The sequence below is a fragment of the Caenibacillus caldisaponilyticus genome (genome assembly GCF_002003465.1).
In the GTDB taxonomy this organism is placed as follows: domain Bacteria; phylum Bacillota; class Bacilli; order Bacillales; family Sporolactobacillaceae; genus Caenibacillus; species Caenibacillus caldisaponilyticus.
In genome coordinates, this window is the sequence record NZ_BDDQ01000021.1 from 16,172 (window position 1) to 30,719 (window position 14,548).

13 protein-coding genes and 2 riboswitches are annotated in these 14,548 nt (G+C 52.8%); of the genes, 3 read left to right on the top strand and 10 right to left on the bottom strand.

Features of this window, described 5'->3' with window-relative positions; translation table 11 throughout:
* Positions 1-52: 52 nt before the first annotated feature.
* Together yunB and CCB157_RS07255 are read right to left on the bottom strand one after the other, a co-directional pair.
* A complete protein-coding gene (gene yunB / locus CCB157_RS07250; protein WP_158077241.1) occupies positions 53-838 on the bottom strand; it encodes a sporulation protein YunB in 786 nt (261 codons plus the stop codon).
* Between the two features lie 444 nt (positions 839-1,282).
* Positions 1,283-1,702, bottom strand: coding sequence for an NUDIX hydrolase (locus tag CCB157_RS07255; protein ID WP_077615248.1), 420 nt, complete (start codon positions 1,700-1,702; stop codon positions 1,283-1,285).
* 205 nt (positions 1,703-1,907) lie between these two features.
* Between CCB157_RS07255 and CCB157_RS07260 the strand changes: the two genes are divergently transcribed.
* Together CCB157_RS07260 and CCB157_RS07265 are read left to right on the top strand one after the other, a co-directional pair.
* Positions 1,908-2,558, top strand: coding sequence for a cupin domain-containing protein (locus tag CCB157_RS07260; RefSeq protein ID WP_077615249.1), 651 nt, complete (start codon positions 1,908-1,910; stop codon positions 2,556-2,558).
* Between the two features lie 216 nt (positions 2,559-2,774).
* On the top strand, positions 2,775-3,674 hold the full coding sequence (locus CCB157_RS07265; protein ID WP_077615250.1) for an SDR family oxidoreductase: 900 nt from the start codon (positions 2,775-2,777) through the stop codon (positions 3,672-3,674).
* Between the two features lie 365 nt (positions 3,675-4,039).
* Here CCB157_RS07265 and sufB read toward each other — a convergent pair whose 3' ends face one another.
* From sufB to CCB157_RS07305, 8 genes are all read right to left on the bottom strand, one after another.
* On the bottom strand, positions 4,040-5,437 hold the full coding sequence (sufB, locus tag CCB157_RS07270; protein WP_077615251.1) for a Fe-S cluster assembly protein SufB: 1,398 nt from the start codon (positions 5,435-5,437) through the stop codon (positions 4,040-4,042).
* A gap of 47 nt (positions 5,438-5,484) precedes the next feature.
* Positions 5,485-5,934 carry a Fe-S cluster assembly sulfur transfer protein SufU gene (gene sufU / locus CCB157_RS07275; protein WP_077615252.1) on the bottom strand — a complete coding sequence of 150 codons (450 nt, stop codon included), beginning with the start codon at positions 5,932-5,934 and terminating at the stop codon, positions 5,485-5,487.
* Positions 5,924-7,144, bottom strand: a complete 1,221-nt coding sequence (locus tag CCB157_RS07280) for a cysteine desulfurase (protein ID WP_077615253.1) — start codon at positions 7,142-7,144, stop codon at positions 5,924-5,926. The genes sufU and CCB157_RS07280 overlap by 11 nt, the downstream gene beginning before the upstream one ends.
* Positions 7,144-8,454 carry a Fe-S cluster assembly protein SufD gene (gene sufD, locus CCB157_RS07285; RefSeq protein WP_077615254.1) on the bottom strand — a complete coding sequence of 437 codons (1,311 nt, stop codon included), beginning with the start codon at positions 8,452-8,454 and terminating at the stop codon, positions 7,144-7,146. The genes CCB157_RS07280 and sufD overlap by 1 nt, the downstream gene beginning before the upstream one ends.
* Positions 8,455-8,480: 26 nt before the next feature.
* Positions 8,481-9,269: a Fe-S cluster assembly ATPase SufC gene (gene sufC, locus CCB157_RS07290; RefSeq protein ID WP_077615255.1), complete on the bottom strand. Its 789-nt coding sequence runs from the start codon at positions 9,267-9,269 to the stop codon at positions 8,481-8,483.
* Between the two features lie 421 nt (positions 9,270-9,690).
* Positions 9,691-10,680: a homoserine dehydrogenase gene (locus tag CCB157_RS07295; RefSeq protein ID WP_077615256.1), complete on the bottom strand. Its 990-nt coding sequence runs from the start codon at positions 10,678-10,680 to the stop codon at positions 9,691-9,693.
* On the bottom strand, positions 10,670-11,764 hold the full coding sequence (gene metX / locus CCB157_RS07300; RefSeq protein ID WP_238594626.1) for a homoserine O-acetyltransferase MetX: 1,095 nt from the start codon (positions 11,762-11,764) through the stop codon (positions 10,670-10,672). Before metX ends, CCB157_RS07295 begins: the two co-directional genes overlap by 11 nt.
* A gap of 10 nt (positions 11,765-11,774) precedes the next feature.
* Complete coding sequence (locus CCB157_RS07305) at positions 11,775-13,091, bottom strand: O-acetylhomoserine aminocarboxypropyltransferase/cysteine synthase family protein (protein ID WP_077615257.1); 1,317 nt, start codon at positions 13,089-13,091, stop codon at positions 11,775-11,777.
* 144 nt (positions 13,092-13,235) lie between these two features.
* Positions 13,236-13,348, bottom strand: a riboswitch (SAM riboswitch).
* A 106-nt stretch (positions 13,349-13,454) separates the two neighbouring features.
* Positions 13,455-13,567: riboswitch (SAM riboswitch) on the bottom strand.
* Positions 13,568-14,045: 478 nt separating this feature from the next.
* On the opposite strand from CCB157_RS07305, the gene CCB157_RS07310 reads away from it, so the two are divergent.
* Positions 14,046-14,510: a peroxiredoxin family protein gene (locus CCB157_RS07310; protein WP_077615258.1), complete on the top strand. Its 465-nt coding sequence runs from the start codon at positions 14,046-14,048 to the stop codon at positions 14,508-14,510.
* The last annotated feature ends 38 nt before the right edge of the window (positions 14,511-14,548 follow it).

The window sequence follows — 14,548 nt, forward strand, 5'->3', positions numbered from 1 at the left end:
GTCGTTTTGACGCGTTTTTCCGGCCTAAGGGCCGGATTGACGCCGTTTGTGTTCACGGGTTTTTCGGCGTACTTTTTTTGCTCTTTTCGTCGGGCAAGACGATGGATGAGTTGTTGCCGCCCGATCCCCAATAAATCGGAACTTCACCAGGTATAAAATGGGACACGAGGAAAATGTTTTGTTCGACCGTTACCGGCTTCGTTCCGAACGGGATGACGGCCTGGACGTCGACTTTGACGTGAATGAACAATTGGATATATGTATTGTTGATGTTCAAATGTTGATAGTCGCTCTTGAGGTTGGTCTTCACGTTGCTGATGAGATCGATGCGGACGGGGATTTTCGGCCCGAGGTTGGAAAGGAGAACGTTGTTGGCCGCCTGCCCGAGCGGTATGTAGGCGATGATCCCGTTTTTCGAACCGGCGTCGCTGAGGCCGGGCTCGGCGGGCACCTTCCCATCCTCCACCAATCTTAAATATTCTTGGATGTCTTGGGTCGTCATTGTCAACAACTTCGTCACGGCATACGTATCAATGGTGACCGATGTGATCTCGCCGTTTTTATCGTATTTGATATTGATGAGTTTATCGGTTCCGCCGCCTTCGCTGGAGTATTTTTTCATTTCGCGAAGATCGTTGTTTTTTATGCCGTAATTGATGGCGGTCACGGCGACCTGTTTCGCTTTCGTCTCGGCCATGTTTAACAACACGGGCTTAATGCCGTTATTGATCAGCCAGAGGCCCCACACGGTGACTGCGATGAAGAGAACGACGGAAAAAACAAAGACGTGGCGAAACGGCAAGGTCCGCCGCCCGCCCAGCCGCCGACGTTTAACCACTAAGACCACCCCCGCTCGTGCACGGCTCTTATTGCATGTATATGCTAAAACAAGCGGGGGTAAGCGTGTTTTCCGAGTGGCGGCCGCTTCGGAAGCAAGCTCTAAAAAATTTTAACGCAGACGGCGTGCAAAAAACGACCTCTGATACATCCCTCCCCTGGGGATGGTGCTTGGGAAGGTATCAAGCGCGGTCGGCAATATGTTTGCCTCGAATAGATTGTAAACGGCGACTTGATGCCATTCTTCTTCGTAATATCGCGTCAATCGTCAAATCTCAACAATGATTTGCCGCTTTCGCTCCGCTCACTGCTTGTACGTATCACTGTGAACACTTATCAAGTTGAGAAGTTCTCGAGGGCATAATAAAAATGTCTGTCATATAGATAGTTCCCATGCATTTAGTATGTCTTGTTCGACTATCGCACCCTTCTAGTTCAACAAGTTTTAAGTAAAAATGCGATCTAAATAATCTCCATGCCCCCGTACTAGTTCAACTTCTTCTTTGGATGAAATCCAAAAGAAACGGAATGTTAATCCCTCTTCTTCTTCACCACCTGTTGGTTGGTATTCCCATTCATTAGGAACATTTGATACATTTATTTTATAAAAAAATCGGTGATGAATAGCTCCATCGTCATTTTTCCAATAATCTTGTGCAAGTAAATCCTCAACTTCAAAATTTTTCAGCCCTGTTTCTTCTTCAATTTCTCGAATAATCGCATGATAAGTGTCTTCCTCTGGTTTTACTGTACCTTTTGGTATCTGTATCCCTGCCTCTGCGATCGGGTGTTGGAAAACTAATACTTGTGGTTTACCTTCCTTTATTCTTGTTACATAGCCATAAACCTTTCTAATTGGTTCCATTTCAACCCTCCTATCTATTTCTCTGTACGTTATTTCTACTATATGGTTAAATTCTATATCTATTTTCTCATCCCTTGTTCTACGTCCGTCGACCTGTTTGCTCGTCCTTCACGCTTGTCCGCTCAAGCGTTCCTTTGTACTTGCACAGCGGCAACGCGTTGGCATAGGCTATTGTGAAGTCTTTCATACAAAGGAATGGAGCGGCATGGTTTTATATTTGGATTACACGTCGCCGGATACCCGGTTCACGTTCGACGTCAACAAAAGCAAGTCGGTCGCAAAGGATCACCGCAATTTTATCAACGTCTTAGGCGTTCAACAGTTAAACACGTTGGAAAATATATCTTTATTGGATATTTTCTTAAGCAACAACAATGTGATCGAGCCTCACTATCACCAAAACGCCGCCGAGCTCGTCTACTGCATATCCGGTTCCGCCATGGTATCGATGCTGAACCCGTTTACGAAACACATTCACAACTATCCGATCAAACCGGGGCAAGTGGTCAACGTGCCACAAGGCTGGTGGCATTATGAAGTCGCGACGAGCGATCATACACACCTTCTGGCCATATTTAATGCACCGACTCCTGAAGTGATTTTAGGTTCGGATCTCTTGAAGCTTACGCCCGCCAATATCATCGCGCACACCTATTGCCTCGATGAAAACGAATGGAAAAGGACGACCGCTCCCATTCGCCCCAATATGTTTATAGGTCCGCCAAAAGACTGTCATCGCGAACCGGCTCAACACGATCAAGATCGATCGACCGAAAAAAATCAGAACGGCATTCCTTATTACCCTCAAACCCCCTATTATTCCCCCTATCATCAACCGCGTTATTCAGGCTATTAATAAACTGAAAGAAAACAACTCTCTTCTCCCGTTTCCGTGTCCGCTGCATTTTCGACGCTTTGGCATCCAAGCCGTACGGATGCGTATTTTTATTTGTTCCGGCATCACCTTAAAAAAATGCAGCGCGAATGATGAAAAGATGGAACCGACCGACACCAACCGGAGAGTGGGCGAATATTTTGCTGTTGGGCTAAAGTGCAACGAGGAGGACTCGCCATGGTTCCAATGTATCCGTATTACGATTATGAAGTGCGCTGCCGGCAGGTGCCGATTACTTTTCCGGCCCAGCATCAGAACGTCCAACCCGGTCTGGAATATTTAATGCGCCCGATTCCGATATCCGACAATCCCGAATACAAGGGAAGCGGGAAATTAGTCGGTAAAGTCGCTGTCATCACCGGTGGTGACAGCGGTATCGGCCGCGCCGTGGCAATCGGCTTCGCCAAAGAAGAGGCGGATATCGCGATCGTTTACTTGTATGAACGCGAAGATGCCGTAGCGACCAAACGGATGGTGGAAAGTTACGGGCGGCGCTGCCTGCTCATCGAAGGGGATTTGCGGCATTCCGGTTTTTCCAAAGAGGTGATAAGAAGAACGCTTGAATATTATGGAAAGATCGACGTACTTGTTTTGAACCAAGGCGTTCAATTCGTTCAGGAAAGCTTATTGGATATTTCCGACGAACAGCTTGAAGATACGTTCCGCACCAACATTTTTCCGCTTTTCTACATGACTAAGGCCGCGCTTCCTTATCTGAAACCGGGGAGCTCGATTATTTCGACGGCATCCGTCACCGCCTATGCCGGTGCCCCGTTACTTGTCGATTATTCCGCGACAAAAGGCGCTGTGGTCTCCTTCACCCGTTCCTTGTCGCTCCAATTGATCGGTAAGGGGATACGCGTCAACGCCGTGGCTCCGGGCCCCATTTGGACCCCGCTCATCGTATCCAGCTTTTCGGCCGAGCATGTCAAGACGTTTGGTTTGGAGACGCCCATGAAACGCGCCGGACAGCCGTACGAACTGGCACCCGCCTACATTTATTTGGCATCCGCTGATTCATCCTATGTAACGGGACAGGTGCTTCATGTCAATGGCGGCATAATGACGGAAACCTGAAAGCATTCGATGCATTTCCCGCACGCCTTCCGGTTCAAACACCGACTGATAAGATTTTAAAATATTGGTTCCTATCCGCTATTCATATAAGCTCGACGTCCTTTTTTCGCCACACTTTTAACAGCACGCACATGCGACCATCTTTTAGAGAAGCAAAATAAAAGACGTGTCCGAAAGGCACGGACACGCCAACGCGAAGGAACTGCCAACATGGCGCTAAAAGATCGAAAAATGATGGACCGATCTCTAGAAAATTATTTTCGTACAAATAATTAATGGGTGCCCAAAAGGTGGGCACCCATTTGTGGTTGGACATTTCTTGGACATTTCGCCCGTTTTTCGCGAAAAACCTTGATATGATGGGCTTAACCGATGCTGCCTTCCATTTCGAATTTGATCAAGCGGTTCATTTCAACGGCGTATTCCATCGGCAGTTCTTTCGTAAACGGTTCGATGAAGCCCATGACGATCATTTCCGTCGCTTCTTGTTCGGAAATGCCGCGGCTCATCAAATAGAAGAGCTGCTCTTCGGACACCTTGGAAACCTTCGCTTCGTGTTCCAACGAAATGTACGGGTTCAAGATTTCGTTGTACGGAATGGTGTCGGACGTCGATTGATTGTCCATGATCAACGTGTCGCATTCCACGTTCGACCGCGAATTGGTCGCCTTCGGCCCGAAATGGACTTTGCCGAGATAGGTGACCTTGCCGCCGTTGCGCGAAATCGATTTGGACACGATCGTCGACGACGTATTCGGCGCCACGTGTTCCATTTTGGCCCCGGCGTGTTGGTGTTGGCCTTTCCCGGCGATCGCGATCGACAGCGTGTTGCCGCGGGCGCCTTCGCCGGCCAAGATGACGGACGGATATTTCATCGTCAATTTCGAGCCGATGTTCCCGTCGATCCATTCCATCGTCGCGTTTTCGTAAGCGATCGCCCGCTTCGTGACGAGGTTATAAACGTTGTTGGCCCAGTTTTGGATCGTCGTGTAGCGGCAATAGGCGTCTTTTTTCACGATGATTTCAACGACTGCGGCGTGCAGCGAATTCGTCGTATAAATCGGCGCCGTGCAGCCTTCCACGTAGTGGACGGATGCGCCTTCGTCGACGATGATGAGCGTCCGTTCAAATTGGCCCATGTTTTCGGAATTGATGCGGAAGTAAGCTTGGAGCGGCGTTTCGCATTTGACGCCCGGCGGCACATAGATGAACGAACCGCCCGACCAAACCGCGGAGTTCAACGCCGCGAACTTGTTGTCGGAATACGGGATGACCGTCGCGAAATACTTTTTGAACAGCTCTTCGTTTTCGCGCAGCGCGGAATCGGTGTCTTTGAAGATGATGCCTTTTGCTTCAAGATCCTCTTTTATGCTGTGGTAAACGACTTCCGATTCGTATTGCGCCGAAACGCCGGCCAGATATTTTTGTTCGGCTTCCGGAATCCCGAGCCGGTCAAAAGTGCGCTTGATTTCTTCCGGAACTTCGTCCCACGAACGGCCGGTTTTTTCCGTCGGCTTGACGTAATAGGTGATGTCGTCAAAATTAAGATCGTTCAGGTTGCCGCCCCATTGCGGCATCGGGCGTTTATAAAAATGCTCCAAGGCTTTCAAGCGGAATTCGAGCATCCATTTCGGTTCGTTTTTCATGCGCGAAATTTCTTCCACGACTTCCCGCGTCAAACCGCGATCCGCGCGATAAACGGCGATGTCCCGATCTCTGAAGCCGTATTTGTATTCGCCGATTTCCGGCATTTGTTTCGCCATGCGAGTCCCCTCCTTAAAATTTGTTCTTCAAGCCAATCTACTTATAATCAATCCGCATTCCGTTCGTTCAAAAAGAGCTTTTCCATCGCTTTCCACGGCAGCGTCGCGCATTTGATGCGGGCGGGAAACTTTGCGACCCCTTGCAGGGCTCCAATATCGCCGAAATCGACGCCCTCTTCGTGATAATCCTTGCCTTGAACCATGCGCGAGAAGAGTTCCGACATATGAAGGGCCTCTTCGACCGTCAAGCCTTTGATCGCCTCGGTCATCATCGAAGCGGAAGACAGGCTGATGGAACACCCTTCCCCGAGGAATTTCGCATCCTTGATCTTGTTGTCTTCCACGATCATGTGCAACTCGACGCGGTCGCCGCACGTCGGGTTGTTCATGTTCACGGTCAACTTTCCGTCCGCATCAATCGTCCCCTTGTTGCGGGGATTTTTATAATGGTCCATAATGACGCGGCGGTAGAGTTGATCCAGTTGACTAAAGGACATCAGCAAAAAACTCCTTCGTTTTCAGTAATCCTTCGTAAAGCCGATCGACGTCTTCCTCTGTATTATACACGTAAAAGCTCGCTCGTGCAGTGGCGGGGACACATAGCCACTTCATCAGCGGCTGCGCGCAGTGGTGGCCGGCCCGGACCGCGATGCCCAAATTGTCCAAGGCCGTGGCGACATCATGGGCGTGCACGCCTTTCAGGTTAAAGGTAATGAGGCCGACCCGTTTGCGCGGCCCGTAAATTTCCAGACCGTCGATCGCCGAGAGCCGTTCAAGCGCATAGTTCGCCAACCGGATTTCATGATCGTGGATGGCTTCCAAGCCGATTTGTTCGAGAAAATCAATGGCGGCGGCCAATCCGATCGCCTCGGCGATCGGCATCGTCCCGGCTTCGAACTTCCACGGCAGCTGTTTCCACGTCGATTCATAGAGATCGACCACATCGATCATCTCGCCGCCGGTTTCAAAGGGTTCCATCTTCTCGAGCAGCGCCTTTTTGCCGTACAAAACTCCGATGCCGGTCGGGCCGATCATTTTATGGGAGGAAAACGCGTAAAAATCGACGTCAAGCGCCCGCACGTCCACCTTCATGTGCGGCGCGCTTTGCGCGCCGTCAACGACCATCACGGCACCCTTCTCGTGGGCGATGGCCGCCACTTCCTTGACGGGATTGATGGTGCCGAGCACATTCGAGACGTGCGCCATCGCGACGATCTTCGTCCGCTCGGTCACCGTCTTGCGGACGTCTTCAAGGTCGATCGTCCCGTCCTTCTGCAGGGGAATGTATTTTAATGTGGCCCCCGTCGCCTTCGCCGCTTGCTGCCATGGGATGAGATTGGCGTGATGCTCCATCGGAGTGATGACGATTTCGTCCCCTTCTTTGAGAAACGCCCGGGCGTAGCTGTAGGCGACGGTGTTCAGCGACGTCGTCGTCCCGCGCGTAAAGATGACCTCTTCCGTGCTGCCCGCGTTGATGAAGCGGCGCACCTTTTCGCGCGCTTCTTCATAAGCGTCCGTCGCCAAGGAACCGAGCGTATGCACGCCGCGATGGATGTTGGCGTTGATTTTCCGGTAATAGCTGTCCATCGCCTCGATGACGACATCCGGCTTTTGCGACGTCGCCGCGCTATCCAAGTAAACGAGCGGATGGCCGTTGACTTTTTGGTCTAGGATCGGAAAGTGTTTCCGAACGGCTTTGACATCCATTACTTAACTTTCCCTTCAATGACCTCGGTTAATTGGTCTTTTACTCCCTCGATCGGGAGCTGCGAAACCACCGGGTTCAGGAAGCCGTGTACGATCAGGCGTTCCGCATCCTTGCGGGAGATGCCGCGGCTCATCAAATAATAAAGGTGGATGGGATCGATGCGGCCGACCGAAGCGGCGTGACCGGCGATGACGTCGTTTTCGTCGATGAGCAAGATTGGGTTGGCGTCGCCGCGCGCCCCCTCGCTCAACATGAGCACGCGCTGGGTTTGTTCACCGTCGGATTTCGAAGCGCCGTGTTCGATTTTCGTGATGGCGTTAAAGATGGATTGCGCTTTATCCAACTGCACGCCGTGAATGAGCATGTCGCTTTCGGTGTTTCGGCCGAAATGGTGGATGCGGTTTTCAAAGTTTTGTCTTTGCTCCCCGTGCCCGATGCTGACGGCTTTCATGTCCGTCACGCCGCCGTCGCCGACAAGGGAAGTGAACGTCTCGGAAAGCGTGTTGCCGTCGTTCATTTGACCGAGTGCCCATTCCAGGCGCCCGTTCGCCCCGACGTAGCTGCGGCGGTTGATGTAGGTCGTGACGTCTTTCGTGAACTGATCGACACCGCCGAAGCGCACGGTTGCGTTGTCCCCGACGTAAACCTCCGTAATGATGTTGGCAACTTGGCTGCCTTCATGCTCCGTCGACAAATAGTTTTCGACGTAAGTGATCGAGCTGTTGTCATCGGCGACCACGATGACGTGATTGATCAGGCCGGCGTCGGGATGGTCTTGCCAAAAGACCGTTTGCAGCGGCACTTCGATCTCGACGTTTTTCGGAACGTACAGGAACAAACCGCTGTTGACCAGGGCGGCGTTCAGCGCCGTCAATTTATTGGCGTCGAGTTTGGCGGCTTTCGCAAAGTAATATTTTTTCACCAAATCGCCGTGCTCGCGCAAGGCGGTTTCAAGATCGGTGAAAATGACCCCTTTGCTTTTCAGGTCGTCCGACAAGGATTGGTAGGCCAATCGGCCGTTGTGGATGAGCAGCAGGTTGCCGGCTTGTTCTTCCTTGCCGATCAGGCGGTGGATATATTCCGGAAGATCATTGAGCGAATCGACGGCCTTCGATTCCAGCTCATGCTCGAATTCGGTGAAATTCCAGCCGATGATCCGGGTTTTTTCCGGTTGCGGGAGCGGAAGTTCTTCCGCGAGAGCGAGCGCCTGCTTTCTCATTTCGGTAAACCATGCCGGTTCGCCGCGGCTGGAAGAAAACTTCTCTATATACGAGGCATCGTAATGAAGCCCTTTGGTTTCAGTTGCCATTTTGCTCCTCCTTTGTCCGTCCGAAATTACGCTTCTTGCTCGACGACTTCATCGTCTTCGATGCCGAGCTCTTTTTTCAAACCGTCGTAACCTTCGGCTTCGAGGCGTTCGGCGAGTTCCGGACCGCCGGACTTGACGATGCGGCCTTGCATCATGACATGGACTTTATCCGGTTTGATGTAGTTGAGCAAGCGTTGATAGTGCGTGATGATCAGGCAGCCGAATTCCGGCGAACGCATGGCGTTGACGCCTTTCGCGACGATTTTCAGCGCGTCGATGTCAAGGCCCGAGTCGATTTCATCCAAAATCGCGATCTTCGGTTCGAGCATCATCAATTGGAGGATTTCATTGCGTTTTTTCTCGCCGCCGGAGAAGCCTTCGTTGAGGTAGCGGTTGGCGAATTCTTCGTCGATGTCGAGCAGTTTCATTTTTTCGTCGAGCTTTTTGATGAACTGCATCACCGGGATTTCATTGCCTTCGCCGCGGCGAGCGTTGATGGCCGTTCTCAAGAAATCGGCATTCGTGACGCCGCTGATTTCGCTCGGATATTGCATCGCGAGGAACAAGCCGGCGCGGGCGCGTTCGTCGACTTCCATTTCCAAAAGATCTTGTCCGTCAAAGGTGACTTTACCGCCGGTAATTTCATATTTCGGATGACCCATGAGCGCCGACGCGAGCGTCGATTTGCCGGTACCATTCGGACCCATGACGGCGTGAATTTCCCCGCCTTTTATTTCAAGGCTGAAGCCTTTGACGATTTCTTTACCCTCGATGGAAACGTGCAGATCTTCAATCTTGAGAGTCGGTTGTGCCATATGCCTATAACCTCCATTTTTTACATGGTTATTTAAAATTGTGCTTCCTGGCCGGAATAATATTCTCAATCTATTCTCATTCTAATCTAATATTTAATCCAAAGCAAGGCAAAACATCAAAATATATATTGTTTAAGGCGGAGTCCATTAATCCCGTCCACCACACGAACTTCTTACTTCTTGATGATCTATATTATTATAATTTAAACGAGAATGGACTTTCAAAATCAGATGCAGCCGAGTACGTTTCCCGAAAACCTTGCAGATTTTATGCAGCGTTAATTTATAATTATCCCCCTGTACATGGTAACAGCCTCGGCTCCACTCATTTTGTTCTTAAAAAATAAAAAAACCAGCCTTTCGCTGGTTTGTTAGCATCTTAAACTGTTTTCATATAAATTCATCTTTCTGCCAATCCCTTTTATCCCCTCGGCAAGGCCAGCGTCCCGCGCCGCTTGGCCACGATGGCGACGAGATCCTCGATCATTGCGCTTGCCGTCGGAAACCCTCCCGCCCCGGGGCCGATCAACGTGAGACGACCGAGCCAATCCGTCTCAAGCGCAATCGCATTGTCGACCCCTTCGATGCCGTACAAGGGATGGTCGCGGCCGACCGAACGCGGTTCGACCTTGGCGGCGATCCTCCCGTCATCGGTGAGGCGCGCTTCCGCGATCAGCCTGATGCGCTGGCCCTTGCTTTCCGCATCCTGTATGTCGGACAAGCGGATGCGGTCGATGCCTCGGCACACGACTTCCGACCAGTCCGGCTGGCTCCCGAAGACGGTGCCGCACAAAATCATCAATTTATAAAAAGCGTCCATGCCTTGGATGTCATAGGACGGATCGGCTTCCGCATAGCCCTTTTCCTGCGCCGCAGCGAGCGCCTCGGAAAAAGGGCATCCGTTTTCGCGCATGACCGTCAAAATATAATTGCTCGTGCCGTTGAGAATGCCTTCCACGCTCCTCACGCGATTGACATGCAGGAGATCGCGGATCGTCCGGATGATCGGCACGCCGCCGGCCACCGTCGCTTCATAACCGATGGGCACGTCTTTGGTTCTTGCCGTATCCTGCAGCCTTTTCCCCTCGATGGCATACATCGCCTTATTGGCCGTAATGACCGGAATCCCCCGCTCAAGCGCTTCTTTGAGATAAGAAAAGGCCGGTTCGACGCCGACGATCGCCTCCATGACGACATGGATGTCCCGATCGTTCAACACTTGAGAAAAGTCGGTGGAAACGCGCGTCGTCTTTGGCAAATCCCTGGGCTTTCGCTCATCTTTAATCACGACATCCGTGATGCGCACCTCATCCCCGAGCAACGCTTCAACTTCTTTCCGACGCCGTGCCAGAAGCCGCCAGACGCTTGAGCCAACCGTCCCGAAACCGAGCAAGGCGATATTAATCGCCATTCAACCACTCCCTTATCCGTCCGCCCCACTTCTCAAACTCGGTCAAAAAGCCGTCATGCCCGTACTCTGTCTCCACTTCAAAAAAGGCGGAGGCCGGCTGGACGGTGCGGTGAACCTCCACCATTTGCCGGATCATCTCCGGCGGATACAAGAGATCGCCGCGGAACCCTATGCCGAGCAGCGGGGCTTTAAGCTCTTTGATCGCCCGGCGCCATCCGCCTCGTCCCCGGCCGATGTCATGGCTGTCCATGGCTTTCAACAAGTAGAGATAACTGTTCGGGTCAAAGCGGCGGGCCAGTTTTTTCCCTTGATAGCGAAGGTAGGATTCGATTTGAAAAGCCGTTTCATCATGGCTGTTTCCCCAACCGTCTTTCCTTTCTCTTTGGAAGCGCCGATTGAACAGCGCCTGCGAACGGTATGTGACCATGCCGACCATGCGCGCGGTTTCCAGACCGGCGGAAGGCGGGCGCTCGGGATCGTAACGCCCGCCGCGCCACGCCGGGTCATCCATGATCGCTTTTCTCCCGATGGCGTTGAAGGCCATGGCGTAATCCGTCACATACGGCGTCGCCGCCAGGCAAATTACTTTATTGAAGCGATCCGGCGCTGAAATACCGAGCTCGAGCGCAAGCATGCCGCCGAGCGACCCGCCGATGACCGCCTCGACTTGGCGGATGCCGAGCCGGTTCAGCGCGATCAGCTGCACCTTGGCTATGTCACGAACCGTGACAAAAGGAAAATCCGTCTGATACGGCTTTCCCGTGTCCGGATTGGTGGATGCGGGGCCCGTTGAGCCGCTGCAGCCGCCGAGAACATTGAAGGTAATGACTTGATAGCGTTCGGTGTCAATCGGAAGTCCGGCGCCGACGAGCCCGCTCCACCAGCCGTCCCCGGCATATCCCACCGTTTCGTGGTTGCCGGTCAACGCATGGCACACCAGAATGACGGGCGCATCGGGGTTGCCGACCATCTCGAAGCGCAGCGACGCACGCCGAAGGGTCGCGCCCGACTCGAGCGCCACCGCGCCGAGATCGACATCGCCGTGAATCGGACGCAACGCTGCCCTATCTGCGATGACGCGCACGGCTCCTCCCTCAACTTTTCACACCGATTGAAGCGGCTTCATCGACTTTTTCCAAGGCCTGCTCCAAGTCGGCGATGAGGTCGTTGACGTCCTCGATGCCGACCGACAAGCGCACCAAATCTTCCGTCACGCCCGTTTTTGCAAGATCTTCGGCGCTGAGCTGCTGATGGGTCGTCGTCGCGGGATGAATGATGAGCGACTTCGCGTCGCCGACATTGGCGAGGTGGGACCACAACCTCACCGAATCGATCAGCTTGCTGCCGCTCGCCCGCCCTCCTTTGATGCCGAAATTGACGATGGAGCCAAAGCCGCCTTTCAAATATTTTTTCGCCAATTCATGCGACGGGTGATCCGGTAAACCGGGATAGGACACCCATGACACCTTCGGGTGATCCAGCAGAAAATCAACGATTTTTTCCGCGTTTTTTTGATGCGCCGGTATCCTTAAATGCAGCGTTTCAATGCCTTGGAGAATAAGGAAGGCGTTAAACGGGCTCAGGCACGCGCCGAAGTCCCGAAGCAACTGAACGCGCAGCTTCGTGATGTACGCGGCCGCTCCGATATCTTGGGCGTAGCGGAGGCCATGATAGCTCGCATCGGGTTCGGTAAATTCCGGAAAACGGCCGGAAGCCCAGTCGAAATGGCCGCTGTCGACGACGATGCCGCCGATCGCCGTGCCGTGCCCGCCGAGCCATTTCGTCAACGAATGGACGACGATGTCGGCTCCCCATTTGATCGGCTGGCAAAGGTACGGCGTGGCGAACGTGTTATCGATAATGAGCGGGAGACCGGCTTCGTGCGCGATTTGGGCGACCGCTTCGACGTCGAGCACGTTCAAGCTCGGATTGCCGATGATCTCCCCGAATATCGCTTTCGTTCTCGGCGTGATCGCCTCTCTGAATTTTTCGGGATCGGTGCCGTCGACGAATTTGACATGGATGCCGATTTTCGGAAACGTGACGGCAAACAAGTTATACGTTCCGCCGTACAAATCGGTGGAGGCGACGATTTCATCGCCAGGGCCGGCGATGTTGAGTATCGACAAAGCGATCGCCGCCATGCCCGACGACAGCGCCAGCGCGCCGATGCCGCCTTCCAGTTCGGCGACGCGTTCTTCTAAAACTTCGGTCGTCGGGTTCATAATGCGCGTGTAAATATTCCCCGCTTCTTCCAGACCAAACAATTTGCGCGCGTGTTCCGTGTTGTCAAAGACATACGACGTCGTTTGATAGATCGGCACCGCTCGGGCATGGGTTGCCGGGTCGGGCGTTTGCCCGCCGTGAACGCTCACCGTGGCAAATCCTTGATTTTCCAATGATTTTGACATGTCAACATCCCCCTTGAAAGTATTAACGGGTGAAACCCGTTGTTGCCGAAGCCGCACAATGAATGAAATAAGAGGGCTGTCCCCGGGTTTTTCCGGGAACTAAAAAACCCCTTCCATCCGAAGGATAAGAAGGGGTTTAGACCGCTCTTATCTTTCAGGATGGCACGCATCCTGCTGGAATTGGCACCTATCCGAAGGGGTTCCTTCGGGGTTGCCGGGCTTCATCGGGCCAGTCCCTCCGCCGCTCTGGATAAGAGATTCATTCCACTTTCATTAAGTTGTCGGAATTGCCGACGCGTGAGCGTTCACGCTGGCGCCAAGAAAAAAACCTCTGATAGACAGAGGATTGTAGACAGCGTCAATCCCTTATCTATCAAGCCGGAAAAGCTTGCAGGAATTGGCACCTTACCGGTGTCATCACACCAGCAGGTTGCCGGGCTTCATCGGGCCAGTCCCTCCACCGCTCTGGATAAGCGACTTTTACGACGATTCAATTCTTAAATTCCAAAATGATTATTTTGAATGTTATCAAGGATTCATCGGTATGTCAAGAATAAACTTTGATCCCGTCTGCGCGCCATCCCAAAGCGCCTTCCTGCAAACGGGACGGAAAAACCGCGCCTTGGCGGGAAAAAGGAGGACTTGTCAACCGTGAGGAGGAGCGTCGTGCCATCGCCCTGCCGGCTCAATGCTATTGGAAACGTCGAACCGCCTTGAACCGCTGTAAAAATTTTTCCAAGCGCAAAACGAGGCACAGCGAGGCCGCAAACGGGGAGAAACGGAGCCGGCATCGCCAAAAACGACAGACCGGGCGATAGCGGCTATAATGGAGGGGAAGCCGTCCCGGTTCGGGAAGCAATGATCCCGATGCCGGCCGGCGATTGCTGAAGAAAATCCGACACCGTCGAATTATTAGGAAAGGAGGCCAGGCAAGAGGCGCACAACCGCCGTCTCTTGCACCGAAAAGCGATGAAAGCGCCGGACTTTTCACTGAAAGAGGCACGAACCGGAAAAACCGTCCGCTTGTCCGACTTTGCCGGAAAACCCGTCCTGCTCACCTTTTGGGTATCGTGGTGCCCGGATTGCCAACGCGACTTGCCGCAAAAAGAAGCGTTTTACCGGACCATGGACAAAGACGCCCTCGGCTTTTTGACGATCAACGCGACGGGCCGCGAAGCCGCGCCGGACGATGGCATTCGTTTTATTGAAGAGCAAAAGCTGACCTTCCCCGTCCTGTTGGATGAGGGTTTGAAAACCTATGAAGCATACGGATGCACGTGCGTCCCGTCGACGTTCATCATCGACGCGGACGGCAACATCGTGCAGCGCTTCGGCGACAAAGCCGCCTTTTACGAAATCGTTGAAGCCCTTGGCCCGCTGTTGTCCGAGCAAGAACAAGCGGAATCGGGCCGGGAGTGACGATCCCGAAAAAACCGGAAGCGGTGATCCGAGCAAGA